At 67.1% G+C, this 25,704-nt stretch carries 17 protein-coding genes; 5 read left to right on the top strand and 12 right to left on the bottom strand.

Features of this window, described 5'->3' with window-relative positions; genetic code table 11:
* Position 1: 1 nt before the first annotated feature.
* On the bottom strand, positions 2–6,214 hold the full coding sequence (locus FCG67_RS16165) for a type I polyketide synthase (protein WP_136910745.1): 6,213 nt from the start codon (positions 6,212–6,214) through the stop codon (positions 2–4).
* Between the two features lie 711 nt (positions 6,215–6,925).
* Between FCG67_RS16165 and FCG67_RS16160 the strand changes: the two genes are divergently transcribed.
* The gene (locus tag FCG67_RS16160; protein ID WP_136910744.1) at positions 6,926–8,413 is read left to right on the top strand and encodes a thioesterase domain-containing protein; all 1,488 of its coding nucleotides are present in this window, start codon (positions 6,926–6,928) and stop codon (positions 8,411–8,413) included.
* 151 nt (positions 8,414–8,564) lie between these two features.
* Here FCG67_RS16160 and FCG67_RS16155 read toward each other — a convergent pair whose 3' ends face one another.
* Complete coding sequence (locus FCG67_RS16155) at positions 8,565–10,022, bottom strand: alpha,alpha-trehalose-phosphate synthase (UDP-forming) (RefSeq protein ID WP_072753355.1); 1,458 nt, start codon at positions 10,020–10,022, stop codon at positions 8,565–8,567.
* A 49-nt stretch (positions 10,023–10,071) separates the two neighbouring features.
* Positions 10,072–10,245, bottom strand: a complete 174-nt coding sequence (locus FCG67_RS25050) for a hypothetical protein (protein WP_169310548.1) — start codon at positions 10,243–10,245, stop codon at positions 10,072–10,074.
* A gap of 155 nt (positions 10,246–10,400) precedes the next feature.
* Here FCG67_RS25050 and FCG67_RS16150 point away from each other — a divergent pair, with 155 nt between their 5' ends.
* Positions 10,401–12,158: an ABC transporter ATP-binding protein gene (locus FCG67_RS16150; RefSeq protein ID WP_136910743.1), complete on the top strand. Its 1,758-nt coding sequence runs from the start codon at positions 10,401–10,403 to the stop codon at positions 12,156–12,158.
* Complete coding sequence (locus FCG67_RS16145) at positions 12,155–13,912, top strand: ABC transporter ATP-binding protein (protein WP_136910742.1); 1,758 nt, start codon at positions 12,155–12,157, stop codon at positions 13,910–13,912. The genes FCG67_RS16150 and FCG67_RS16145 overlap by 4 nt, the downstream gene beginning before the upstream one ends.
* A 27-nt stretch (positions 13,913–13,939) precedes the next feature.
* Here the strand turns inward: FCG67_RS16145 and FCG67_RS16140 are convergent, their stop codons facing one another.
* Entirely contained in the window at positions 13,940–15,385 is a 1,446-nt protein-coding gene (locus FCG67_RS16140; protein ID WP_136910741.1) for an alpha/beta fold hydrolase, read from the bottom strand.
* Positions 15,386–15,470: 85 nt separating this feature from the next.
* On the opposite strand from FCG67_RS16140, the gene FCG67_RS16135 reads away from it, so the two are divergent.
* Complete coding sequence (locus FCG67_RS16135; RefSeq protein WP_136910740.1) at positions 15,471–16,025, top strand: CGNR zinc finger domain-containing protein; 555 nt, start codon at positions 15,471–15,473, stop codon at positions 16,023–16,025.
* A gap of 365 nt (positions 16,026–16,390) precedes the next feature.
* Here the strand turns inward: FCG67_RS16135 and FCG67_RS16130 are convergent, their stop codons facing one another.
* From FCG67_RS16130 to FCG67_RS16110, 5 genes are all read right to left on the bottom strand, one after another.
* Positions 16,391–17,500 (bottom strand): baeRF11 domain-containing protein, encoded by a 1,110-nt coding sequence (locus FCG67_RS16130; RefSeq protein ID WP_136910739.1) that lies wholly within the window; start codon positions 17,498–17,500, stop codon positions 16,391–16,393.
* Positions 17,501–17,802: 302 nt separating this feature from the next.
* Positions 17,803–19,041 carry a YhgE/Pip domain-containing protein gene (locus FCG67_RS16125; RefSeq protein ID WP_136910829.1) on the bottom strand — a complete coding sequence of 413 codons (1,239 nt, stop codon included), beginning with the start codon at positions 19,039–19,041 and terminating at the stop codon, positions 17,803–17,805.
* Positions 19,042–19,249: 208 nt separating this feature from the next.
* Positions 19,250–21,607 (bottom strand): MMPL family transporter, encoded by a 2,358-nt coding sequence (locus FCG67_RS16120; RefSeq protein ID WP_136910738.1) that lies wholly within the window; start codon positions 21,605–21,607, stop codon positions 19,250–19,252.
* A gap of 33 nt (positions 21,608–21,640) precedes the next feature.
* Positions 21,641–22,261 (bottom strand): acyl-CoA-like ligand-binding transcription factor, encoded by a 621-nt coding sequence (locus FCG67_RS16115; protein WP_136910737.1) that lies wholly within the window; start codon positions 22,259–22,261, stop codon positions 21,641–21,643.
* Positions 22,262–22,374: 113 nt separating this feature from the next.
* Entirely contained in the window at positions 22,375–23,310 is a 936-nt protein-coding gene (locus FCG67_RS16110) for a methionyl-tRNA formyltransferase (RefSeq protein ID WP_136910736.1), read from the bottom strand.
* 119 nt (positions 23,311–23,429) lie between these two features.
* Between FCG67_RS16110 and FCG67_RS16105 the strand changes: the two genes are divergently transcribed.
* Positions 23,430–24,230, top strand: coding sequence for an alpha/beta fold hydrolase (locus FCG67_RS16105; protein ID WP_136910735.1), 801 nt, complete (start codon positions 23,430–23,432; stop codon positions 24,228–24,230).
* Between the two features lie 3 nt (positions 24,231–24,233).
* On the opposite strand, the gene FCG67_RS16100 is transcribed toward FCG67_RS16105, so the two are convergent.
* The 3 genes from FCG67_RS16100 to FCG67_RS25200 form a co-directional block, all read right to left on the bottom strand.
* A complete protein-coding gene (locus FCG67_RS16100; RefSeq protein WP_211243227.1) occupies positions 24,234–24,644 on the bottom strand; it encodes a hypothetical protein in 411 nt (136 codons plus the stop codon).
* Positions 24,645–24,804: 160 nt separating this feature from the next.
* A complete protein-coding gene (locus FCG67_RS16095; RefSeq protein WP_136910734.1) occupies positions 24,805–25,296 on the bottom strand; it encodes a carboxymuconolactone decarboxylase family protein in 492 nt (163 codons plus the stop codon).
* A 26-nt stretch (positions 25,297–25,322) separates the two neighbouring features.
* Positions 25,323–25,628, bottom strand: coding sequence for a hypothetical protein (locus tag FCG67_RS25200; RefSeq protein ID WP_211243226.1), 306 nt, complete (start codon positions 25,626–25,628; stop codon positions 25,323–25,325).
* Positions 25,629–25,704 lie beyond the last annotated feature (76 nt).

Raw genomic sequence — 25,704 nt, 5'->3', positions numbered from 1 at the left:
CTCACTGAATAGGTCGGCTGCCGGCGCTCAGCTGCGTGAGCCATTGGTCTATGAGCTGTGCCGTTACTTGGACCTCGGCACCGCACAGGGCAACGTGATCCGCGTCCACGGTGTGAACCGTCCGCGCGGTTGACCACTCTTCTATCGGCCACTCGTTGAGGCTCTGATCCAAAGGCGACAATCGCGTGAACTTGACGACAAGCGTCGTACATTCAAGAGGCTTGTGCTCGATCTGCATCACCAGGTCGAACCACCAACCGAATGCGGTCAATCGTGCGTTGGTCAGGCCGGCGAGGTCGGGGCTCGTCGCGTCCATCTCGAGCATGTGGTTCCCGCGGCCGTTCAGTTGGCACTCATTCGCCTCGCGGTCGATGAAGCCGTCAAGGATGACCAGGCCCTGCAGCCGGGTATTTCCCTGTTCCAATAGACGAGTCGCCGCCGCGTGGGCGATGTTTCCCCCTGCTGAGTAGCCGCCCAGCACGAATTCGTCCTGGCCCACCGTAGCGAGGACCGTCGCGACAATGCTGTCGATAGCGGCATCGAGCGATGCGGGGAGCGGCTCGTCCGCGTCGTATCCCGACAGCGGGATAGCGGAGACACGGCGGTGACCGCCCAAATGGGCGGCAAGCTGCGTGTACTGAATGGATCCGCCGAGGAATTCCGGGGGATTGATGAATACCAAGTGTGGCAGGGCATCCCCGCCACTGATTCTGATACCGGTCGGCATTCCCCCGGAGAAGTGGTCGAACCGCGGACGGAGTTTCGCTGCTGCTCGCAAGAGTGCCACACCATGTGTGAACCTATTGTCCGCGATCGCCTGCCGGATGACACCGACCAAAGTCTCTTCGGGAGCGGCGGTTTCTGCCACCAGAAGATCGGTAGACTCGCGAGCTGCATCCGACGGCCGCATCGGCGATGCCACGGTCTCCTCATGGGATCCGAGCAGTTCGTGCAGGATGTGCCGGGCGAGGGTGGCCGGGGTGGGATGGTCGAAGATCAGGGTCGCGGGCAGCCGCAGTCCCGTGATCGTATTGAGTCGGTTACGGGCCTCGACCGCGGCCAGCGAATCAAAACCCAACTCCCGGAAGTTGCGAGCCGGATCGATCGCGTCGCGACCATCATGGCCGAGCACAACCGCCATCTGGTCTCGCACCACGCCCAGCAGCATCGGCAGTCGCTCGGCATCCGCCAGCACTGAAATCCGCTCTCGCAGACCCGCCTCACGCTCCCGCGACGGCTCCAGCGCCGAACGACGTCGTGCACTCGACACCAGTCCCCGCAGCAGCGGGATCAATGTCCCAGCCCTGACCTGCGCATCCAGCGCCACAGGATCCAGCGGTGCGGCAACCACTGCGGCACGGTCCGCAACGATCGCAGTGTCGAACATTGCCAGACCTTGCTCAGTCGAGATAGGTGACAGCCCAACACGCCCCAACCGAGCGGTGTCGGTATCAGCGAGATGCCCGGTCATCCCGGTATCGGAAGCCCAAAACCCCCACGCGATCGAAGTCGCGGCCAGCCCACTCGCACGCCGATGCTCGGCCAACCCATCCAGGAACACATTCGCGGCTGCGTAGTTGCCCTGCCCTGCATTGCCCAGCACACCTGCCGCCGACGAGTAGAGCGCGAACATCCCCAAATCCATCCGGCTCGTGGCCTCGTGCAGATACCAGGCGGCATCAGCCTTCGCTGCCAGCACCGCGTCCATCCGGTCCGGTGTCAGTGACGCGATCACACCGTCATCGAGCACGCCGGCCGCGTGCACCACACCCGTCAACGGGAACTGCTCAGGCACCGCCGCCAACAACTCGGCCACCCCATCGCGGGTCGCGACATCACCAGCCACAATCCGCACCCGGGCACCCAACGCGCCCAACTCCGTCACCAACAGCGACGCTCCCGGCGCAGCCGCACCACGACGACTCGCCAACACCAGCGACCGCACCCCATGGTTTGTCACCAGATGCCGCGCCAACGCCGCACCCAAACCACCCGTACCGCCGGTTACGAGCACCGTCCCGGCCGACGCCACGCCACCCGCGCCCGAACCCGGCGCGGCCGGAACAGGTAGCCGGGTCAATCGGGCTACGTGCACGACACCGGCACGGATCACAACCTGGGGCTCGCCCGAAACGATCACCGCCGCCAGCCCGTCGGCGGTCAGCTCGTCAGTGTCAGTGTCGACCAGAATGATTCGGCCCGGGGCCTCCGACTGAGCCGAACGCACCAGACCCCAGACCGCCGATCCTGCCAAATCAGTGAAATCGTGCCCAGCCTGGCCGACCGCACCACGAGTGACCACAACCAGGGTGCTCGCCGCACACCGCAACCCACCCAGCCAGGCCTGCAACACCCGCAACATCTCATGCGTCGAATCGCGGACACGGCTCGGCACATCCTGGTCCTCACCGGCAACGACCGCGCCACGATCGAATACGACCACCGCAGGTACGGTCACGTCCTGGTTCTGCACCCAGCTACCGAAAACCTCGCCGCCGGTGAAGGTTTCGGCATCGACAGGCGAGATGGCCTGCGCCGCTATGGGCGTCCACTGCACTCCATACAACACGTCCTGCACCGAGGAGGCGTCCAGCTGTGCGGAAGATACCTCCTGCACAGTCAAGGACCGCGTCGTGAGCACCATCCGCCCGGCCGCATCGGCGACCTGGATCGATACTGCATCGATCTCGCCGGGTACCGGAGTGATACGCGCCCGCAGCAGCGACGCTCCGGTCGCGTGCAAAGTCACCCCCTGCCAGCAGAATGGCAACTTCACTTGCCCGGGATTGGGATCGACATCGACGAGCTGTCCGTGCAGGATCGACTCCAGCAAGACCGGATGCACCCCGAACCGCGACACATCGGTCATCGACTCGGGCAGCTCGACCTCCACGAAAAGTTCCGCGCCACACCGCCATACCGATCGCAACCCCTGGAACGCCGGTCCATACTCGTCACCGGCAACAGCCAACCGGTCATACAGACCATCCACAGGCACGGCGACCGCACCATCGGGCGGCCACACTGCCAACCCCGCATCCAGTTCCGGCACACCCTCGATACCCAACACACCCTGTGCGTGCAGAACCCACCTGCCGTCGGCGGCCTCGGCGCGGGAATACACCGACACCGACCGGCAGCCGAGCTCGTCGGCACCGTCCACCACTACCTGCAAGTGCATCCCGACCTCGTCGGGCAGCACAAGAGGCGTCAGCAAAGTCAGCTCCTGCACCAGCGCACACCCCACTTCCGCTGCCGCACGCAACACCAGCTCCACGAAAGCGGTCCCCGGGAGCAGCACAAACCCACCCACGGCACGATCGGCCAGCCACGGATGGGTCGCCAGGCCGACTCTGCCTGTCAGTACGACACCGTCCCCGTCCGGGGACACCACCACCGCCCCCAACAACGGATGACCAGCCGCCGACAGCCCCAACGACGACGCGTCCCCACCGCTCGAGACTGCATCCAACCAATATCTGCGCCGCTGAAACGCATACGTCGGCAAGGACACCCCGCCCCCATGGGCAGGCCCCAGCACCGCCGCCCAATCCACCCCCACACCCGACACCTCCAACTGCGCCGCCGACAGTAGGAAAGCGTCCATGCCCCCTTCGTCACGTCGCAGCGAACCCACCACGGTCACCTGATCGGCACCCACCTGAAGGTCACAAGTTTGCTCGATACCGACCGTGAGCAGAGGATGCGGACTGACCTCGACGAAGACGTTGTACCCGTCCTCCAGTAGGGCCTGAGCCGCTTGTTGGAAACACACTGGTTCCCGCAGATTCCGGAACCAGTAGTCAGCATCCAACTCGGTGCAGTCCAGTACACCACCGGTCACGCTGGACCAGAACGCCACCTGTGACGATCTGGGCGCAAGTTCGGCCAGCGCCTTCAGTAGCGGTTCGCGGAGCACATCGACCTGCGGCGAATGGGAGCCGTAGTCCACCGAGATCCGGCGTGCGTGAACGTTGTCGCGTGCACAGGTTTCCAGGAAATCCTCGAGCTGCACTGCCGCACCGGACACCACCGTTGCCTGCGGGCCGTTCACTGCAGCCACCGACAATTCGTCGTATCCGGCGAGCAGCGTGGTGACCTGGTCGACGGGCAAGGAGACCGTCACCATCCCACCCCGCTCAGTCACAGCAATCAAGGCGGCCGACCGCAGGACCACGACCCGAGCGGCGTCCTCGAGGGACAAGGCCCCGGCCACACACGCCGCAGCAATCTCGCCTTGGGAATGACCCACTACCGCGTCCGGAACAACACCAACCGAGCGCCACAGCTCGGCCAACGACACCATCACCGCGAACAGCACCGGTTGAACGACGTCGACGCGCTCCAGCGACGGCGCTCCTTCCGCGCCCGCGAGCACGGCGAACAAAGACCAATCCACCAGCGGCGAAAACGCAGCATCACACTCGGCCATCTTCCGAGCGAACACCGGCGAACAGTCCAGTAGCTGTCTTCCCATGCCCAGCCATTGAGCCCCCTGACCAGGGAATACCAGCACAGTTTTGCGTGGCGCTCCAGCCACGCCGGTCACCACGCCAGGCCTCGGAGTCTGTTCCAACAGCGCAGTCAGCCCTGCAAGCAAGTGGTCACGATCCGCACCTACCACCACCGCGCGGTGGTCGAACCGCGACCGCTGAGACACCAACGACCGCGCCACGTCCCGCACGTTCATCAACGGGTCACCGGCCACGAAATCCCGCAGACGCCGCACCTGCCCCGCCAACGCCCCCGGCGTGCGACCCGACACCACCCACGCCACCGGCCCGTCCCCACCAGCACCGGCGTCGGTCACGGGGTCGGTCACCGATTCCGGCGCCTGTTCGAGGATGACGTGGGCATTGGTACCGCTGATACCGAAGGCCGATACCGCGGCCCGTCGCGGACGATCGGCCTCCGGCCAGTCCCGTGGCTGACTCAGCAGCTCAGCGTGTCCCGCGGTCCAATCCACATGCGAGGACGGCGCGTCCACGTGCAGGGTTTTGGGCAACACCCCATGACGCAGCGCCTGCACCATCTTGATCACCCCGGCCACACCGGCAGCCGCCTGGGTGTGCCCGATATTGGATTTGACCGAACCCAACCACACCGGCCGATCCTCCGACCGGTCCTGCCCGTAAGTCGCCAGCAACGCCTGCGCCTCGATCGGATCACCCAACGTGGTGCCCGTACCGTGCGCCTCCACCACATCGACCTCGGCCGCGGACACCCCGGCATTGGCCAACGCGCGCCGAATCACCCGCTGCTGCGAGGGCCCGTTCGGAGCGGTCAAACCATTCGACGCACCATCCTGATTCACCGCCGAACCACGCACCACCGCCAGCACCTGATGACCGTTGCGTTGGGCATCCGACAACCGTTCCAACACCAACACACCCGAGCCCTCACCGAACGCGGTCCCGTCGGCAGCATCGGCGAACGGTTTACACCGGCCATCCGGCGCCAACCCCCGCTGCCGGGAAAACTCCACAAACGTCCCCGGGGTTGTCATCACCGTCACACCACCGGCCAACGCCAGCGAACACTCTCCCGCACGCAACGCCGCCACCGCCTGATGCAGCGCCACCAGACCAGACGAACACGCCGTATCCACCGACACCGCAGGGCCCTCCAACCCCAGCACATACGACACCCGACCCGACACCACACTGGGCGAAGAGCCGGTCAATCGATACCCCTCCACGCCATGATCAGCCCCGACTCCGGGTATCCCGCCATAAGTCTGTCCGAGGACACCAACGAACACGCCAGTATCACTGCCACGCAATGAATCCGGCTTGATACCCGCCCGCTCCAACGCCTCCCATGCCGTCTCCAGCAGCAACCGCTGCTGAGGATCCATCGCAATCGCCTCGCGCGGACTGATCCCGAAGAACCCGGCGTCGAACTCGGCCGCGTCGTACAGGAATCCGCCCTTGTTTGTGTAGGACTTACCCGCAACACCCGGCTCCGGAGATAACAAACCCGACTGATCCCACCCACGATCAGACGGCCACGCCGACACCGCATCACGACCCTCGACAACCAGGCGCCACAGATCATCCGGCGACCCCACGCCTCCCGGAAAACGACACCCCATGCCCACGATCGCCACCGGCTCCGAGGCCTGCTGCGTCAGCTCCCGCAGCTTGGCCCTGCTTTCCTGAAGCTCGGCTGTGACCCGTCGTAGGAGATGTTGCAGCTTCTGCTGATCGACCATTTCGGAACCTCTATTCCAAAGAACAAGAACCCAATCCAGGCAAAGACTTAGGCATACCGAACTCGTCGTTCAACAAAGCGGCGAACGCATCCTCTGCCGTCGACTGGAGATATGCCGATCGCGCCGAATTCGACTAGGCAATGAATCTGCTCGAGATCGGCGATCATAGTCGCCGAAGTGTCATCTGGTGCAGCTGAAGATCTGCGAGATCGGTTCGAGTTCAACAGCATCTGTCGCGAGGGTCACGTCAGCTGACTTCAGCTTGCGCTCGGCTGCGTGAGCCATTGGTCTGTCGGCCGTGCCGTCACTTGCGCACGCCGCCGGGCGCCACCGACGTCTGCGGAAAGTCGATTGCCATCGCTCGGCATTGCCGTCGCCCGGTCCATCCGCCCCACCCCCATGAGCTAACTCGCAAAGTGCGTGTCAGCATCACGCAAGAACACGTTCTAGTCAAGCGATGGACGACGCCAGTTCCTCATGGCATGCTGGCGACATGGCAGGCCGGCGACGCCGTGGTGCAGCGCAGAGCGCTCCCCGAGTCAGTTCATTGCAGACCGCCAGCGGGCACCGGCAAGGCCATTCACGTCAGCCGCAAGAACAGGTTCTACGCCTCGGGGTGCCGCAGCCGCCATCCAGAAAGAAGTAGCCATTGTCGATTGTGAACATACGTCGATTCCGCCGAAATCAGCGACTGCACAGGAGCTTTGAGCAATGACCACAGAGCAAGGCCAGCTCGTCGAGACATCGGACGAATCCATGAACAAGAATCGCACCATCGAGTGGTCGACAATTCCCACCCCCACATCATTGCCCGAGGTCGCACCCTGCGACTGGGCAGAAGCACTGAACGGGCCCGACACTGACACAGCCCAGGTCATAGTTCTGGACTGCCGCAGAGACGAATCCGGTGCGCTCCCAACGGATACGCACGTCATGACACAGAAGGTGTCAGCCGCTTTACAGTCCTGGTCCGGACAACGGCGCTTCGATTCCAGCCCTTTCCTGGTACTCACGCGCGGCGCGATTTCGGTGTCGACTGACGAAGTTGTGCACCCGGCAGGATCGGCGATATGGGAGCTTGTGAAGTCGGCTCAGACCGAGAACCCGGGGCGGATCATTCTCGTCGACACCGACTCCTCCGACAAAGGCCTCGGGGACTTGTTCGGACTCATGGCCGTACGGAACATGACCGTCACCGCAGTCGCAAGCGCCGAACCTCAACTCGCCATACGCGGAGACATCCTGTTTGCACCTCGACGCAACGGGATCGGACACGCCCCCGACCCAGCCACCGTGGTCGCCGAGTCCGTCGAACAGTCTCCCGCAGCGAGCTCCAAATCCGCTGACCCATCTATTGTCCGCATGTTCAGACAGGCGGTCGCAGACGATAAGTTCGGCGACGGCCTGGAGTTCCTTCTTGCGGCTGCGAAACTCCGCCCGGCATTCGACCACTATGCGGCAGGAATACCGAGGGGCATCGGACTCAGCGGTGGCACGCCCCATAATAGTGGCGGAGATACCTTGCCCCACGTTGTATTGATCTGCACCCCGGCATTCCTCGGCGGATATATTCAGTACATTCTGCTCGCCGCTCATTTGGGCGGTCATCGCCGTCTCTCGGTCATCCCACTGTCGGGATATGAGCCGGATGAGCCCTTACCGGCGTCGCTCGACGCCGCCATCGAAAGTATCGCCAAGACCGTCCTCGATACCGTTGGGAACGACGAATTTGTCCTGGCCGGCATGTCGGGAGGAGGAAACCTCGCCCACGCCACTGCAGCTCGATTGCTGGAACAAAGCAATACCCGGCTGCAGGGATTGATCATCTTCGATTCCTTTATCGCTCGAGAGGCAAACGAGCGCCAAATGGCAACCGCGAGAGACGCCGTGGTCGATACGGAAGCAATGATCCCCGACCTTGCCGGCTTCACCACCGAACGGTTGACCGCTCTAGCGTGCTGGCTCGAGCTTTTGCTGCAACTCGAGTATCAGCCTGTCGAATGCGAGGCGCTCGTCATCAAATGCACGAAACCGTCACCAACGCACAACCTCAACGAGTGGCCCATCGAAAGCTGGTCAACCGAACAGACTGTCCAGACCGTGGACGCGGAACATGTCGCACTGTGCAGCACTGAGGCGCATACGACCGCACAGGTGGTTGACCAATGGTTGAGGCAGTTGAGCGCAAACGACGGTTAACCTCGTCCGATGTCCTTCGGTGCGGCCGGCTCCATGGCGAGGTCACCATGGAGCTTGGGCCGGACGCAGTCAACACCGCTGCCGACCTTTACCAGGTATAACGGACCACGCAGAAGGGCGCCTACCCCGGGGGAGGCGCCCTTCTGCGGTATCAGGCCTTGAGTTCGTCGCCGAGCAGCGCGCCGCCCGCGACCGAATCCCGCGCGAGCGCGTTCAGGAACGACTTGGCCCAGCGGTCCACGTCGTGCGCGAGCACCTGACGCCGCATCGCGCGCATCCGGCGTCGGCCCGCCTCTCGGTCCTGGGTGAGCGCTGCGACCATCTCGTCCTTGACGCCGTCGAGGTCGTGCGGGTTGGCTTGATATGCCTGACGCAATTCGGCTGCGGCGCCGGTGAATTCACTCAGCAACAGCGCACCGCCGAGGTCGCTGCGGCAGGCCACGTACTCCTTGGCCACGAGGTTCATGCCATCCCGGAGCGGGGTCACCAGCATGACGTCGGCGGCCACGAAGAAGGCGATCAGCTCCTCGCGGGGGATCGGCCGGTGCAGGTAGTGCACGACCGGCCTGCCGACCTGACCGAACTCGCCGTTGATCCGGCCCACCTGCTGTTCGATGTCGCCGCGCATCTGGATGTAGCTCTCGACCCGCTCACGGCTGGGGGTGGCGAGCTGGACCATGATGTTCTGGGCCGGATCCATCCGGCCCTCCTCGAGCAGCTCACGAATGGCGTTGAGGCGGACGTCGATTCCCTTGGTGTAGTCCAGCCGGTCAACGCCGAGCATGACCTTTTCCGGGTTGCCGAGCTCCTTGCGGATCTGCTTGGCACGGTCCCGGATCGACTTCTTGCGGGAGAGCTCGTCGAGCTGGCCCGAGTCGATGGAGATCGGGAAGGCGCCGACCCGCACGTTGCGGAAGCCCACCTGGACGACGCCGAGCTTGGACCGGACCCCGACATTGCCCCGCGACGTCGGCTGGCCCGCCAGCCGCCTCGCCAGGTACAGGAAGTTCTGTGCGCCGCCCGGCAGGTGGAAGCCGATCAGGTCGGCGCCCAGCAGGCCCTCGACGATCTCCCGCCGCCACGGCATCTGCATGAACAGCTCGACCGGCGGGAACGGGATGTGCAGGAAGAACCCGATGGTCAGGTCCGGGCGCAGCATCCGCAGCATCTTCGGCACCAGCTGGAGCTGGTAGTCCTGGATCCACACCGTCGCGCCGTGCGCGGCGGCCGCCGAGGTGGCCTCGGCGAACCGGCGGTTGACCTCGACGTACGCGTTCCACCAGGAACGGTCGTAGACCGGCTTGACGATCACGTCGTGGTACAGCGGCCACAGGGTGGCGTTGGAGAAGCCCTCGTAGTAGTCGGCGACCTCCTGTGCGCTCAGGCGCACGGGGTACAGCTCGATGCCGTCCTCGACGATGGGGCCCAGATCGGTGTCGGGCACGCCCGGCCAGCCGACCCAGGCGCCCTTCTTGCCGCGCAGGATCGGTTCGAGCGCCGTGACGAGGCCACCCGGACTGCGCTTCCACCTGGTGCTGCCGTCGGGCAGGGTCTCGAGATCGACGGGCAACCGGTTGGCAACGACAACAAATTCCGAGGCGGAGCCCACAATCTTCCTTTGTTCGGATGCCGCCGCGACCGCGGCCGGCGCCGGCTGACTAGTCGATCTTGGCCGAGGGGCCGATGCCGAGCATAGACAGCAACATCCGGCATTCGTCGGCATCTGTCGCATATGCCGCGACAACTCGCTGTGCCTGGCGGGCGGTCTCGTCCGCTACCGGCTCGAGCTCCTCGTCGGCGATGTCGTTCTCGGTGGTCGTCTTCGCGGCCATGTCGCTTGTTCCTCTCGGGCGGAGTACGCCTGCTGCGGCAGGTTCGTACGTGTCCGCGACTCTATGAGAACCGGGCGGTCCGGCGCTACTTCCACGTCAGTTAGGGTGTACTAACTTCAGCGGCATCTGATCGCCGCACATTATCGGGAGGCTTGATGGGGCGCACATCTGCGCGCGGCGGCGGTGCCGCCAGTGGGCCCGGCGGCGGTGCCGGGATTCTCCGGCGAACCGTCGCCAGGAACCGGGGACGCCTGACGATCGGTACGGCGCTGCTCGCGGTGCACCAGATCGCCGAGACGATGGTGCCCGTCGCCATCGGCATCATCGTCGGCCGCGCGATCTCCACCGGTGACACCCGTGCGCTCGTCGTCTCCGTGCTGGGGCTGGCGGCGCTGTTCCTCGTGCTGACGGCGGCCTGGCGGATGGGCGCCCGATTCATCGTGTTCGCGATGCAGAACGAGGCGCACCTGCTCCGGGTGGAGGTGGCGGGCCGGATCCTGCACCCAAGGGGGGTGCGGACGGACCTGCGCTCGGGTGAACTGCTCACCGTCTCCACCTCCGACGCGGACCGCGAGGCCTGGATCCTCGACGTGATCCCGCGCATCGTCGCGGCCCTCGTCGCCGCGGTGGCCTCCGCGGTGACCCTGCTCGTGATCGACGTCCCGCTCGGCCTCGCCGTCCTGATCGGGACGCCGCTCATCCTCGGCCTGATGCAGCTCGCGGCGCCGCTGATCACCCGCCGCGCCACCGCGGCGCAGGCGGCGACCGCCCGCGCGTCGGGGTCGGCCACCGACCTGGTGAGCGGGCTGCGTCCGCTGCGCGGGCTCGGCGCGGAGCGGGCCGCGGCGACGCGCTACCGCGGTGCCAGCGGCGAGGCGCTGCGTTCGACGCTGCACGCGGCCAAGGCCACCGGGATCTTCGTCGGCACCTCGGTGACGGTCAGCGCGCTGCTGGCAGTCGGCGTCGCGGGCGTTGCCGGCTGGTTCGCGCTGCAGGGCCGGATCACGATCGGCGAGCTGATCACCGTGGTCGGGCTGTCCCAGTTCATCATCGAGCCGCTCGGCACCCTCGCCCGGATGCCCGGCTTCCTCGCCACCGCCAGGGCATCCGCCGATCGGCTCGCGCTGGTGCTCGATGCCGCCCCGATGGTCCCGGCCGGGTCGCAGGCGCTGCCGCCCCGGGTGACGCTGGAGCTGACCGATGTCAGCTACCGGTCGCTGCGCGGGCTCGACCTGCACGCGCACCCCGGCGAGCTGGTGGGGGTGCTGGCGCATCGCCCACAGGACGCGGAGGCGCTGGCGCACCTGCTGTCCGGGCACGTCGCGCCCGACGACCACGGTGGCACCGTGACCGTCGGCGGGGTGCACCTGGCCGATATCGATCTGGCGCAGGCTCGCGGCGCAGTCCTCGTCGAGCCGCACAACTCGGACCTGTTCGCGGGGACCGTCGGCTCCAACGTGGTGGCGGGCAGCCCGGACGCCGATCACACCGAGGTGCGCCGGGCGTTGACGGCCTCCGCGGCGGTGGACGTCGTCGATGCGCACCCCGACGGGCTGGACCTGCCGGTCACCGACCGCGGCGCGAGCCTGTCCGGGGGTCAGCGGCAGCGGGTGGCGCTGGCAAGGGCGCTGCTCTCGCAGGCACCCGTGCTGGTGCTGCACGATCCGACCACCGCCGTCGACGCGGTGACCGAACAGGCCATCGCGGAGGGTATTTCGCGGCTCAGGCATGGCGTGAACGGACACGAGGCCCCCGAGCGGGTGCACACCACCGTGCTGATCACCAGCAGCCCCGCGCTGCTGGCGGTCGCGGACCGGGTACTGGTGCTCGACGAGGGCCGCGTGGTCCGTGAGGGCACCCACACCGACCTCGCCACGGCCGACGAGAACTACCGAAAGGTGGTGCTGCGATGAGCCTCACCGCAGAGCACCGGCCCCTGCTCCCGATCGCGACGGCGGGGGAGAGCTGGGCCTGGCTGCGAGCCGAGTTCGCGCGCGTCCGTCGCCTGACGGGGCTCACGCTCGCCGTCGGGACGGTCGGTGCGGCCGTGTCCCTGGTGCCGATCTACGTGTTCGGGATCCTGGTCGACCGGGTCCAGGCGAAGGCACCGACCGAGATCATCGTCGGGGTGGTCGCGGTCATCGCCGTGGCCGCATTGCTCGGCGGGCTGTTCGCCGGCTGGGGTTCGGTGCTGATCAGCCGTCTCGGCGAGGGCATGCTCGCGCGGCTGCGGGAGCGGACAGTCGAGCGGGCACTGACCCTGCCGATCGCGACGGTCGAGCGGGTGGGCAAGGGGGACTTGCTCTCCCGCGTCGGCGACGACATCTCGGTGATCGGCAAGGCCGTCTCCGATGTGGTGCCGAACCTGGTCTCGGCGGTGTTGCTGGTGGCGCTGAGCATGATCGCGATGCTCGGCATCGACTGGCGGCTCGGCCTGGCAGGCGCCGTGGCGCTGCCGATGTACGCGCTCGCTCTGCGCTGGTACCTGCCGCGGTCGGGCCCGATGTTCGCCGCGGAGCGGGTCGCGATGGGGGAGCGGTCCCAGGCACTGATCAGCAGCATGCAGGGCGCGCGCACGGTCCGTGCGTACGGGCTCGAGGACGTGCACCTGGCGGAGATCGACCGGGCGTCCGGAAAGGCCAGGGACATCGCGACCGGGGTGTTCACCCTCTTCACCCGGTTCGCCGGCCGCGGCAACCGGGCCGAGTTCGTCGGGCTCTCGGTGATCCTGGTGGTCGGCTTCGTTCTGGTGAAGGGCGACCTGGTGACCGTCGGCGAGACCACGGCCGCCGCCCTGCTGTTCCACCGGCTGTTCAACCCGATCGGCATGTTGATGTACACCTTCGGCGAGATCCAGTCGGCGGGCGCGAGCCTGGCGCGACTGGTCGGTGTGGTGAACATCCCGGCGGAGAACGCGTCCCCGTCGGGGGCGGTGCCCGCGTCGGCGGAACTGCGTCTGACCGGGGTCCGGCACAGCTACGACGGATCCCGGGAGGTGGTGCGCGGCATCGATCTCCGCATCGAGCCGGGGACGCGGGTGGCGCTGGTCGGCTCGACCGGTGCCGGGAAGACGACCGTGGCGGCGATCGCGTCGGGCTCGGTCACGCCCACCGCGGGCGAGGTGTCCATCGGCGGGGTCCCGCTGGCGGAGCTCGGCGGCAGTCTGCGTGAGCAGGTGGTGATCGTGAGCCAGGAGGTGCACGTCTTCGCAGGCCCGCTGATCGAGGACCTGCGCCTGGCCCGGCCGGAGGCGACCGTGGCGCAGGCGCGGGCGGCGCTGGACACCGTCGGGGCGCTCGGTTGGGCGGACGCCCTCGATGACGGACTCGACACCGAGGTCGGCGAGGGCGGACACACCCTGACCGCGGCCCAGGCGCAGCAGCTGGCCCTGGCCCGCCTGGTGCTGGCCGATCCCGCGGTGGCGGTGCTCGACGAGGCCACCGCCGAGGCGGGCAGCGCGGGTGCGCGGGACCTCGAGGTGGCGGCGGAGGCGGCGACCAGGGGGCGCACCACGCTGGTGGTGGCCCACCGGCTCACACAGGCGTCCACCGCGGATCGGGTGCTGGTGCTCGAGCACGGCGAGGTCGTCGAGGAGGGCGCTCACGACGAGCTGGTCGCGGCCGGCGGACGGTACGCGCAGCTGTGGGCGGCCTGGTCCGGTAGATAGGACCAGACCGCCCACGGTCGTCGCTGGTCAGCTCACCGCGGCCGCGGTGAACCGTTCGCGGATGAAGGACCCGGTCTCGAGGGTGTCGACGATGGCCGCGGCGTAATCGCCGGTGGTGATGCGGCTGTCGCCCGCCTCGTCGGTGAGGGGGGTGTCGCGGGCCTCCGCCAGGTACGACCCCGTCTTGTCGCCGGGGACCAGGTGGACAGGGGGAGGGCTGGCGTAGGACCACTCGACCGGGCTGGCCGAGCCGCGGAAGATCCGCAGGGCCTCGGTCTGGTCGAGCGCGGTCTCCAGGTACTGCGCGGGGAAGTCGGGGGAGTCGACGAAGCGCTTGCCCGGCTCGGATTCGAGGCTGCCGCCACCGCCGAGGAAGACCAGGCGGTTTACGCCTGCCACCGGGAGAGCCTCGAGGAGTGCCCGCGCGCCGCGCGGCACCAACTGCTCGGGTCCCTTCACCGACACGATCACGGCATCGTGGCCCGCGACGGCGTCCGTGATCGAGGCCAGGTCGGTGACATCGACATCGTTGCTGCCCAGCGGGGTGACGTGATGTCCGCGTGCGGCGGCCTCCCGTGCCACCGCGCTGCCGAGATTGCCGGTGGCGCCGATGATCGCGACCTTCATGCGTGTCTGCCTTTCGAGGAATTCGGCGATGAGTGGTGCGATCTCTGGGAGGTTCTCCTCCAGCGCGAAGTGGCCGGTGTCGAAGACGTGCAGCTCGGCGTCCGGCAGGTCGCGCAGGTACGCGCGGGCCCCCGGCTCGGTGAAGAAGGCGTCACCGCGGCCCCAGATGATCAGCGTGGGCGGCCGGTGCTCCCGGAGCCATGCCTGCCACTGCGGGTACAGGGCGACGTTGTTCTTGTAGTCCAAGGCCAGGGCGCGCTGGGCGTCCTTGCGCCCGGGTAGGTCGAGGAAATGCTGGTCGAGGGTCCATCCGTCGGGGGCGATCAGTTCGGGCCTGGTGGTGCCGCTCTCGTACTGGCTGCGGGTCACGGGCAGGGTGAACATGCCGTCGAGCGCGTCGGCGGGCGCGGCGATGGTGTCCAGTGCCAGGCCCGACAGTCCTTCTTCATAGGCGTTGGCGTTCTGCACGATCAAGCCGGCGATCCATTCCGGATGCCGGGTCGCCAGCCGAAGGCCGATCGGGCCACCGAAGTCGAAGAGGTACATGACGAAGCGGTCCAGCCCCTTCGCGGTGACGAAGCCTTCCATCACGTCGGCCAACCGGTCGAAGGAATAGACGAAGTCGTCGGGCGTCTCGGTGTGGCCGAACCCCGGGTAGTCGGGCGCGATCAGCCGGTAGCGCGAGCCGAGCGCGTCCATGAGTCGGCTGAACTGGTGCGAGGCCGTCGGGACGCCGTGCAGCAGCAGGAGCGGGATTCCGTCCTCGGGCCCGGTCTCCCGGTAGAAGACGCGGACGCCGGCGACGTCGACGTATCCGTGGCTGATGCGGGGGATCTGGATCGTCATGCCACATGCCTCTTTCGGTTGATGTTGCATTAGTTATAGCCATCGCAGGATTAATGTGTCAAGTGCTTCATGTAGCATTAGTTGCATGAGGTTCTTGACAGGCGAGCCGCTGGCGCTGGATCTGCTCAACACGCGCGCGCACACCCCGAGCGGCGATATCGATGCACTGGACACAGGCGAGGGCTTTCAGTCCTGGCTGGAGGTACAGGCCGACCGGCTCACCCCGCTGTCGGCGGCGCCCACCGATGCCGACCGCGCCGCGGTCCGGCAGCTGCGTGAGTACGTGGCCGGAGCAATCGAGCAGGCGCGGCAGGGCGCTCGGCCCTCTCCGGAAACAGTGGCGGCACTGAATCGGGCCGTCCGGGCGGCGCCGCGGTACACGGTTGCGACCTGGGACGGCGAGAGGCTCGTCGCCGACGTGCGCCGAGACGGCGACGAACGGGACCGGTTGCTCGCTGGGCTGGCCGAGGCCGCCGTGGAGCTGCTGACCGACCCCGATGTCGTCAAGGTGCGAGGGTGCGAGGGCCCGCACTGCACCCAGCTCTTCCTCCCCGCGCACCCACGCCGACGCTGGTGCTCACCCGCACTGTGCGGCAATCGCGTTCGGGTCGCCCGCTACAACCAGCGTCACAACGGCTGATCGTGCGCGGGGCGGTCCACCCCGCGGCGGAAGCCCGGAGCGGAAGTTCCACGAGGTCGGGGACGCGCTGGTGTGGAAATTCCAGCAGGCCGCGGGATAGGAATTGATCAGAAAGGGCGCGAAGTCGTCATTCGTCGCCGCTTGGCCGTGCACACCAGCGAAATCAAGGGGCGGCTTTCTATAACTGGTGCATTTGCGAAATCGTCATGTTCCCGATGATTCTTGGGATGGATTCCCAGTGCTCGACGGTGTGTCCCACCACGGATATCGGTTGCGCGCAGATCGCCGAATTATGGACGGGCACCAAGAAATCGGCGAACATGTTCTGATTTCGCTGCGTCGTGGTGCAGCCGCAGCCGGACCTCTTACATCGCGTAGCGCAGGATTGCCGCCGCCGCTGCCGAGTCCGGGATATCGGCGGTGCGCACGGCGAACACCCGTCCGCCCGAGAGGAGGACTCGGCGCGCGACCTCATCGAGGACACCCGGTGCGTCGAGATCGGAATTCGTTGCCAGGGTGAGTGTTCCGTCATCCTCAGCAATGACGCCATGGATGGTCGTGTCGATATCGACCAGCAGGGTGTCGATGATGCCGAAGGTCGCGGCCCGGGCAATGTCGGCGAGGTCGGTGGTGCCCCGGCCTTCGGCGCGCCGATCCTCGAAAAGGACTCGCAGATCAGCCAATTCGCTTTCGTAGTGCCGGTCGAGGATCTCGCGCGCCCGGGTGGCGAGTTGCTCGTCCGAAAGGTGTTCCGGATTGCCTTCGATGGTCTCCGCAAGCAGGCCGTCGTAGCTGTTGACCGAGCGGAACAGGGCCCCGATCGGTTCGGCGGAGGCAAGGATGAGCGGCAGGTCGCGCCCCGACAAAATGTCGCGCAGCTCCTGATCCACCGCGCGCGCATACTGACGCACGCGGACCTTGCGACCCTCGGTGCCTTGGATTCGGCCCTTGGGCGCGCGACCACTCAACGATGCCTTGTTCGCGTAATCAGCTGCACTGGATGGCATTCCGTGAACCAGTACATCCTCGGCCGGGCGATCCGGGGTGATTTCCACCAGTCGCGCCGACCCCTCGGCAAGGGCAAGTACGAATGCGGACTGTGGGAAGGTGACCGCCCGCAGCAGCGGCTTCACGAAGAACCGATCCCCGACGGTGACGCCTGCCTCGAGCCGATTGGGAATCCGGAAGGTGCGCATCCGCTCCGGCGTCGCGTGTACAACCAGCGTGCGCGCCTGAAACCGCCAGAACTCCTCATCCTCGATCAGATCCTCGAGCCCCTCCTCCAGCGCGACCCGCGCATCCCGATCATCGATACGCCCCAACGCATCTCGCGTCTGGTTGGAAAACGCGATCCGATTCTGCTCCGGCGTCGCAGTATCGGCCTCGGTCGGCGTATAGATCGACACGGACCACGGCGCGGAAGCATTCACCAGCGCCTCGATCTCGGAGCGAGTGGGGATATCGGTATGCAACATGTCGACCCTTTCGAATGCTCTTGTCGGTTGCCCCCAACGTAGGACGAATGCGTAACGTTCACGTCTCGCGCCATACCGAAATCGTTGAATCCAGAATCCGACAGAATCAGAAACCCGCCGGTCAACAACCGAAAACAGCGCAACGGGTGACAATGGCCACCCACAGCGAAAGCACGGGCCCAAAAGTGCCGATCGAACGCAACTGGACCGCAGCACGTCACAAATATTCCGCACGGTACGGCCGGTCCGTGTCTACATCAATCCCCGCGCCGGGACGTTCGGGTCGCCCGCCACCGCCAGCGTCACAACGGCTGATCGTGCGCGGGGCGGGCCGCGCCGCGGTGGAAGCCCTTCCGGTCGTAGAGCAGGGTCACCGTCGCGCCGAGCGTCAGCCCGACCAGCAGGCCGATCAACGTCATCATCACGGCGTGCGTGAGGTCGCCCGCGCCGCCGCTGGTGAAGTAGAGCAGGGCGCGGGCGCCGAGGAACACCTGGTGCATGGGTTCGAAGTTCGCCAGCCAGCCGTAGATCGGTGGGGTCGCCTCGATCGGGATGGTGCCGCCCGAGGACGGCAATCCGAGGACGACGAACAGGATGAGGTTGACCAACAGTCCGACGGTGCCGAACACCGCGAGCACCGACAGCGCGGTGATGCCGACCGCGGCGATGGCGAAGGTGCCGTACATCCACAACGCGAGCTGGTTCGGGATCGGCATGCCGAGGGCACGGCCGACGGCCACGTACAGCCCCGAGACGAGCGGGGCGAGCACCGCCATCACGGCCCACTTCGACAGCAGCGTCCGGAACCGTGAGATCTCGACCGCCGGGTTGTGCACATACCGGGGGCCGAACTCGGTGGGCGCGAAACCCAGCATCCCGTCGGCCAGGGAGTTCACGATCATGCCCCCGGTGAACCCGGCGAGCACCAGCAGGAGCGCGTAGTAGAACGCGGACAGGCCGTTGCCGGTCCCGTCCGGCAGCGGATTGTGTGCGGTGGTGAGCACCTTGATCGGTTCGGCCAGACTCAGCCGCGCGGCGCCCGAGAGCGCTGGGGCGTCTGCGATCGCCGCGAGCTGGGCGTTGACCTGCTCGGTCAGCTGCGCGCCGACCGTGTCGTTGACCGCGTCGAGGGCGGGCCAGGCGATGCCCGTGACCAGCCCGACGCCGAACGTCCCGGCGCGGGGATTGGTGTAGACGGTGATGATCGGTTTCTCGACGTCTCCGGGGATGACGCCCGCCTTGGCCAGGATCAGCAGTCGCTTGGTGAAATCGCTCGGGATGACGATCGCGCCGTAGATCTCGCCGGTATCCAGCCGGGACTGGGCCTGCGCGATACCGATCTGCTGCAGGTCGACCTTGTCCGCCGGGACTTTCGCCACCAATCCCTCGGTGATCTGGTTGCCGAAGTTCTCCGGCTTGTCGCCCTCGGGGGTGGACACCGTGTCGCCCTCGTCCTGGTTGACGATCGCGACGGGGAAGTCGTGCAGGTTGCCCTTCGCGTCGAGGATCCCGCCCAGATACAGCGCCGCCAGTAGGGACATCAGCAGGGACACCACGACGAGAGGCGCCAACCAGAATCGGGGCGTGCGCACGATGTGCGTCGGACGGTCGGTCGAACCTCGCCTCAGCGATGTCACAGTGGCAACCCCTCGTCCGCGGATATCCGTGTGCCGATTGTCGCAGCAACGACGGAGGCCGGCAGTGCATCGCGCCGCCGGCCTCCTCGATTCGATCCGGATGTCGCCGCCGCTAGCGGGCGGCCACCGTCTCCTCGCCCTCGAGCGCGTGAGCCGGCAGCTCGCGCTGCAGCTTCTCGCCCTCGATGTCGACGTTCGGCAGGATCCGGTCCAGCCACGCCGGGAGCCACCACGCCTTGTCGCCGAGCAGGGCCATCACCGCGGGGATGATCACCATGCGCACCACGAAGGCGTCGAAAAAGACCGCAGCCGCAAGGGCGAAGCCGATCGACTTGATGAACGAGTTCGGCTCCGCGATGAAGGCCGCGAACACCGACATCATGATCAGCGCGGCGGCGGTGACCACCCGCGACCCGTGGGTGAACCCGATCGTCATCGCGTCCTTGGCGGAGGCGCCGTGCACGTATTCCTCACGCATCCGGGTCACCAGGAAGACCTGGTAGTCCATCGCCAGTCCGAAGACCACACCGATCAGGAAGATCGGCATGAAGCTGACCAGCGGCTGCGGGTTCCCGACCAGCCCGCCCCAGCCGTTCTGGAAGATCGCGACCGTGGCGCCGAAGGTGGCCGCGACACTGAGCAGGAAGCCCAGAGTGGCGGTCAGCGGCACGAGCAGCGACCGGAACACCAGCGTCAGCAGGATGAATGCCAGCCCGACCACCACGAGCAGGTAGGGGATCAGGGCGTCCTGCAGTCGGTCCGAGATGTCGGTCTCGAGCGCGGTCTGACCGGTGACGCCGTAGTTGACGCCGATCTGCTCGTGCATCCCGGTCTCGCTGTCGCGGATGGACTGCATCAGGTCGACGGTCTTCGGGTCGGTCGGGCCACTGGCAGGGGTGACCAGGATCTGCGCGGTATCGCCCGCCTGGTTCACGCCGATCACCTGCGCGTTGGCGACATCGGTCTGCTCGGAGATCGTCGCAGCGACATCGCCGAATGCCTGCATCGCCGGGACGCTGGCGTCGCGGGCATCGACGACCACCAGCAGCGGGCCGTTGCGGCCGGGTCCGAAGCCCTCGTCGATCAGGTCGTAGGCCTGACGGGCGCTGGTCGCGGGGTCGCCGGTGGCCTGGCTGGGCAGCGCCAGCTTGAGGCCGGCCGCGGGCACCGCGAGCACGGCGAGCAGCAGCACGCCGCCGATGAGGGGGATCAACGGGACACGCGCGACCCAGCGGGCGTAGCGCATGGCCGACCCCGGCTGCATCGAGCCGGACTCGGGATCCTTGGCCTTGACGAACGGGATCCGGCCCGCGAACACCTTGCTGCCGAACAGCCCGAGCATCGCGGGCAGGAAGGTCAGCGCGATCAGCACCGCGATGAACACGGAGAAGCCGGCGGCCATGCCCATGTCGGTGAGGAACTTGATGCCGACCACCCGCAGCGCGACGAGCGCGATGATCACGGTCAGCCCCGCGAAGACCACGGCCGATCCGGCGGTGCCCACGGCGCGTCCGGCCGCTTCCTCGCGGTTGTCGGTGACGGTCAGTTCGTGCCGGAAGCGCGAGACGATGAACAGCGAGTAGTCGATCGCGACGGCCAGACCGATCATGATCGCCAGGGTCGGCGTCATCGATCCGAGCTCGGTGAATCCGGTCGCGATGGTGATGCCGAGGCTGCCGATGCCGACGCCGATGATCGCGGAGATCAGCGGCAGGCCGGCGGCGACGAGCGAACCGAAGGTGATCATCAGGACGATCGCGGCCACGGCCATGCCGATCAGCTCGGTGGTCCCCCCGGGAGCCTCCTGGACCTGCGCGGCGCTGCCGCTGAGCTGAACGTTCAGCCCGGCGTCGCGGCCGACCTGGGCGGCGGCGTCGATCTCCGCGATCAGTTCGTCGGTGACGTCGGTGACCTCGCCGGTGAACGGCACGTCGACATAGCCGACGGTCGCGTCCGCGCTGAGCGAGGACAGCGCCTGCGCGTCGGCGAGCGCGCGGTCGAGTTGCTTGCCGGACTCCTGTGCCTGCCCGGTGACCATCTCGATCAGGCCGTCATGGGCGACGACGGGGTTGACCAGGGCCTTGCTGCGTTCCCCGGCGGCTGGCGGGGTGGCGGGGTCGGCCTTCGCGGCGGGATCGACCTGCTCGATGCCGCGTACCCGGTCGAGCACCGCGTCCATCGCGGCCTCGTTCGCCGGGTCGGTCAGCGTCTGGCCGTCGGGCGCGGCGAAGACGAAGCGTGCGCTGAGCGAGTTGAAGGGGTCGCTGCCTGCGGCCTCGGGGAAGCGCTCGGCCATCAGGTCCTGCGCCTGCTGCGCGGGCGTCCCTGGGATCGAGAACGAGTCGTTGGTCGGCCCGGAGAGGGTCGCGGCGCCGACGCCCATCAGGACGAGAAGGGTGAGCCAGATGGACAGGACCGTGCCCTTTCGCCGATAGGCGAACTTGCCGATCCGATAGAGATAGGTGGCCATGGAGGACCCTTCGTTCGTGGTGGTACGGGTCGGTCAGTGCTGCGTGGGGAGGGGCGGCTGCGGGATGCCCGCGCGGAGTTGGCGGAACGCCTCGGTGACGAGTTCGCCGGGGTTCGCGTAGTCGGAGGTGCCCTGCATCCAGAGGTCGATCGCCGCCTTACATGCGGCCCCTGCGGCCATCTGCAGCAGGTTCGGGTACAGATCCCGTTCGACGTCGGTGCCGGTGCGTTCGGCGATCGCCTCACCGAAGATGCGGTTGACGCGCCCCTGTAGCTCGAGCTGGCGGGCCAGCAGCGCGGGGCTGTCCTCGACGAGGGCCATCACGGCGAAGGTGTCGGTGAGGTCGCGCTCGGGATCCATCACGATGCCGACGACCACCGTCTCGAGCGAGTCCCAGATGGGTTCCTCGGCCGGGCGCTCGCGGAGCTGCTGCACCCACTGGGTCACTTCGGTCTCGAAGCGGAAGAGGATGGCCTCTTCCTTGGACGGGAAGTAGTTGTGGAAGGTGCGCGTGGAGACGCCCGCGTCGGACGCGATGGCGTCCGCCGTCACGCAGTCGATGCCGAGTGTCCTGGCGAGCCTGACCGCGGCGTCGCTCAGTGCCCGTCGGGTGGCGGCCTTCTTACGGTCGCGCAGGGGCAGTTCTTGGATCACCCCATCGACGGTACGGACTTTGCAGACCTCTGCAAGGTTGCAGAGGTCTGCAAAATTGGTGTGGTTGCCCACACTCGACGCCGCTCGGTGACGGGGGTCACCGAGCGGGGTCGTCAGCTCAGGTAGCCGCCGCCGTGCGGGAAGAACTCCTTGCCGGTCATCTCGGTGCCGTCGTCGAGGCGCACACGCTCGATCGACAGGCCCCGGTTGTGGCCGCTCCACGCGTCGGGCCCGGCGACGATGACCATGCCGTCGCCCTCGTGGATGAAGACCCGGCCGGGGGTCCCGCCGTAGCAGCCCTTGGACACCGAGGACTCGATGACGCGGATGCGCTGGCCCTTGAAGTGGGTGAAGGCGTTCGGGTACGGGTCGGACTGCGCGCGGACGAGTCGCTCGATGACCTCGGCGGGCCAGGTCCAGTCGATCAGGCTGTCCTCCGCGGCACGCTTGTGGAAGAAGGTGGCCTGCGACCGGTCCTGCGGGGTCCAGTCCGTGCGGCCGGACTCGATCAGGTCGAGGGCGTCGACGGTGATCGGGCCGATCATGTCGACGGTCCGGTGGAACAGGTCGGTGACCGTGTCCTTGGGTCCGACCGGGGTGCTGCGCTGCAGGATGATGTCGCCCGCGTCGAGTTCCTCGTCCATCAGGTGCGCGGTGAGGCCCACCTCGGGCTCGCCGTTGATCAGGGCCCAGATCAGCGGGGAGAATCCGGTGTACTTCGGCAGCAGCGAGTCGTGGATGTTGAGGGTGCCGTAGCGGGGGGCGTCGAAGACGTCCTGCGGCAGCCAGGTGCGCCAGTTGTTCGCCACGATGATGTCGGGGTCGGCTTGCTTCAGCGCGGCCTTGAAATCCTCGTCGGGCTTGTTCGCGATGTGGACCGGCACCCCGTGCTCAGCGGCGAGGTCGGCGACCGAATCGGCCCACATCCGCTCGTACGCGTGGTCGCTCTTGGGGTGGGTGATCGCAAGCACCACCTCATGTTTGGAATCCAGCAGCGCCTGCAGGGTACGGTGACCCCAGGTCTGGTATCCGAGCGTGGCGACTCTCAACGGGTTCCTCCTGGACGAGCGCGACAATTGCCGTCGAGTGATCGACGCGGGGCTAGCTTAGGCTATCCATAGCGCCGGCGCCGGGCCGTGTCCCCGGTTCTCGCCAGAAAGGCTCGTCGATGCCCCTCGCCACGATCAATGGGATTCAGCTGAATTACCAGGTCAAAGGCTCAGGAGACCTGGTCGTCCTGATCATGGGGACCGGCAGCCCCGGTCGGGTCTGGGATCTCCACCAGGTTCCCGCGCTGCTGGCAGCCGGATATCGGGTGTGCACCTTCGACAACCGCGGCATCGCCCCGACCGACGAGTGCACGGACGGCATCGCAATCGAGGACATGGTCGCCGACACCGCGGCGCTGATCGAGCACCTCGGCGGCCCGGCCCACGTGATCGGTACCTCGCTCGGCGCCCGCGTCGCGCAGGAGCTCGCGCTCTCGCGCCCCGAGCTGGTGCGCAAGGCCGTCTTCCTCGCCGCGCACGGCCGCCGGGTCGCGCTGCAGAAGGCGCTGTCCGAGGGGGAGCGGGAACTCGACGCACAGGGCATCACGCTGCCTGCGAGCTACCGGGCGGCGATCACCGCGGTGCTCAACCTCTCGCCCGCCTCGCTGGTGGATCAGATGGCGGCCCAGGACTGGCTGGACATCTTCGCCTTCTCCAAGGCCGAGACCAGCCGCGGTGTTCGCGCCCAGCAGAACCTGGACGACTTCGGCGACCGCCTCGCGGCCTACCGCCGGATCACCCGGCCCTGCCTGGCGATCGGGTTCGCCGACGACCGGTTGGTGCCGCCGCACCTGGCCGCCGAGGTGGCCAAGGCCATCCCTGGGGCGAACTACGTGGAGCTGCCCGACTGCGGCCACTACGGCTACCTCGAGCGCCCCGACGCGGTGAACTCCGCGATCCTGGACTTCCTCACCGGTTAGCTTTCACGAATTGGGCGATGCGGTCCCACGCCGGGGAAGTGGCTCCGGGCTGGGACAGTGCCGCCAACCGCGCGATGGTCGGGTTGTGGACGGGGCGGGTCTCGGATCGGCTGTCGTGGTTGGCGAACCAGTTCCGGGTGCGGTGCGGTGCGCGAGGGCGGGGAGACGGGGATCGTTCGGCGACCTGTCGTACGCGGCGTCGTGTTCGAGGTAGACGACGCGGAAATCGGGATCGGTGATGAGCTCGCGCTTTTCGGCGAGCCGCACAGCGGCGTCCTCGGGTGAGGCTGTCTGCATGAGGATCCAGCCGTCGCGTTCCAGGCACAACTGGCGCTCGCTGACACCGAGTTCACGCAGATCGCCGAGATAGTCGGCGACGTCCGGAGAGACGAAAAGCCGGTCGCCGCCGCGCAACTGGGCGAGTTGATCACGGGTTCGCCGCAGCTGCGCGATGCGGTCTCGGAGGTTGCGATCGATCTCGGCGATGACCGCGGTGAGCGCATCCGAGCCGCCGCCGCCATGACAGCGGACGGCGCGCCCCGGCCCTGAGCGCCCTCGTGACGGAGGGATCAGGTCAGTCCCACTGCTCGTCCGCCAGCGAGGAGACCGGCTGGGGCTTGCCGATCAGGGCCAGGGCGATGAAGAAGTTGATCTGGCCGATCGCGATGGTGAGGGTGGCCAGCGCCTTCTCGTCGTAGTGCCTTGCCGCCTCCGCGTACAGCTCGTCGCTGACACGCTCCTTGCCCTGCTGGGCGGGCTGGAGGACCGCCTCCACCAGGGCCAGCGCTGCTCGCTCGGCCTCGGTGAAGTACGGGGCGTCCTGCCAGGACGACACGGCAGTGATGCGCTCCTCGGACTCGCCGGCCTTGCGGAGGAAACCGGTGTTCAGGATGGTCAGGTAGGTGTTGCCGACGATCTGCCCGGCGCGCAGGTGGACCAGGCTCATCGTGGCGCGGGGGACCGACTGGTTGCCCGTGGCACGGAACAGGGCAGCGCTGATGTCCTTCAGCTCCGGCACGAACTCGCCGGGGTTGGGCATCCGCGAGATGGAGGTGGTGTTCGTCATGGTTGCTGCTCTCTCTCGGTTGGCGTCTACACATCACTGACGGACGCGGCGGCGGGAGTGTGACAGGTGCCGGGAAATCTCTTTGCTGCGACGCGAGTTCGTCGGGTCAGGCGGCCGCCGGCGTTGCGGAAGCGCGCCTGGCCGTCGCGGACGTCGTGGGAGGAGATGCGCAGCAGTCGCAGGTATCCGTCGAACGCCTCGAGTGGATATCCGGCTGGTGCGAACAGGCCGGGACGGATCGGCGCGCAGCGCTGCGGCGGGGCGGAGGTCATGCCGCCGGCGAGCTCGGTGGAGATCCGCTCCTGTGATTCGTCCGCCGGTTCGTAGGTCACCCGCTCCTCCAGCTGACCGTCGACGATGCTGATGTCGATGCGCAGCTGATCGGAGTGGTAGGTGCCGACGAAAGGG

This window comes from Rhodococcus oryzae (genome assembly GCF_005049235.1).
Classification (GTDB): Bacteria; Actinomycetota; Actinomycetes; order Mycobacteriales; family Mycobacteriaceae; genus Rhodococcus_G; species Rhodococcus_G oryzae.
The sequence above is the reverse complement of the archived record's forward strand: the minus strand, read 5'-3'. Positions and strand labels throughout refer to the sequence as shown.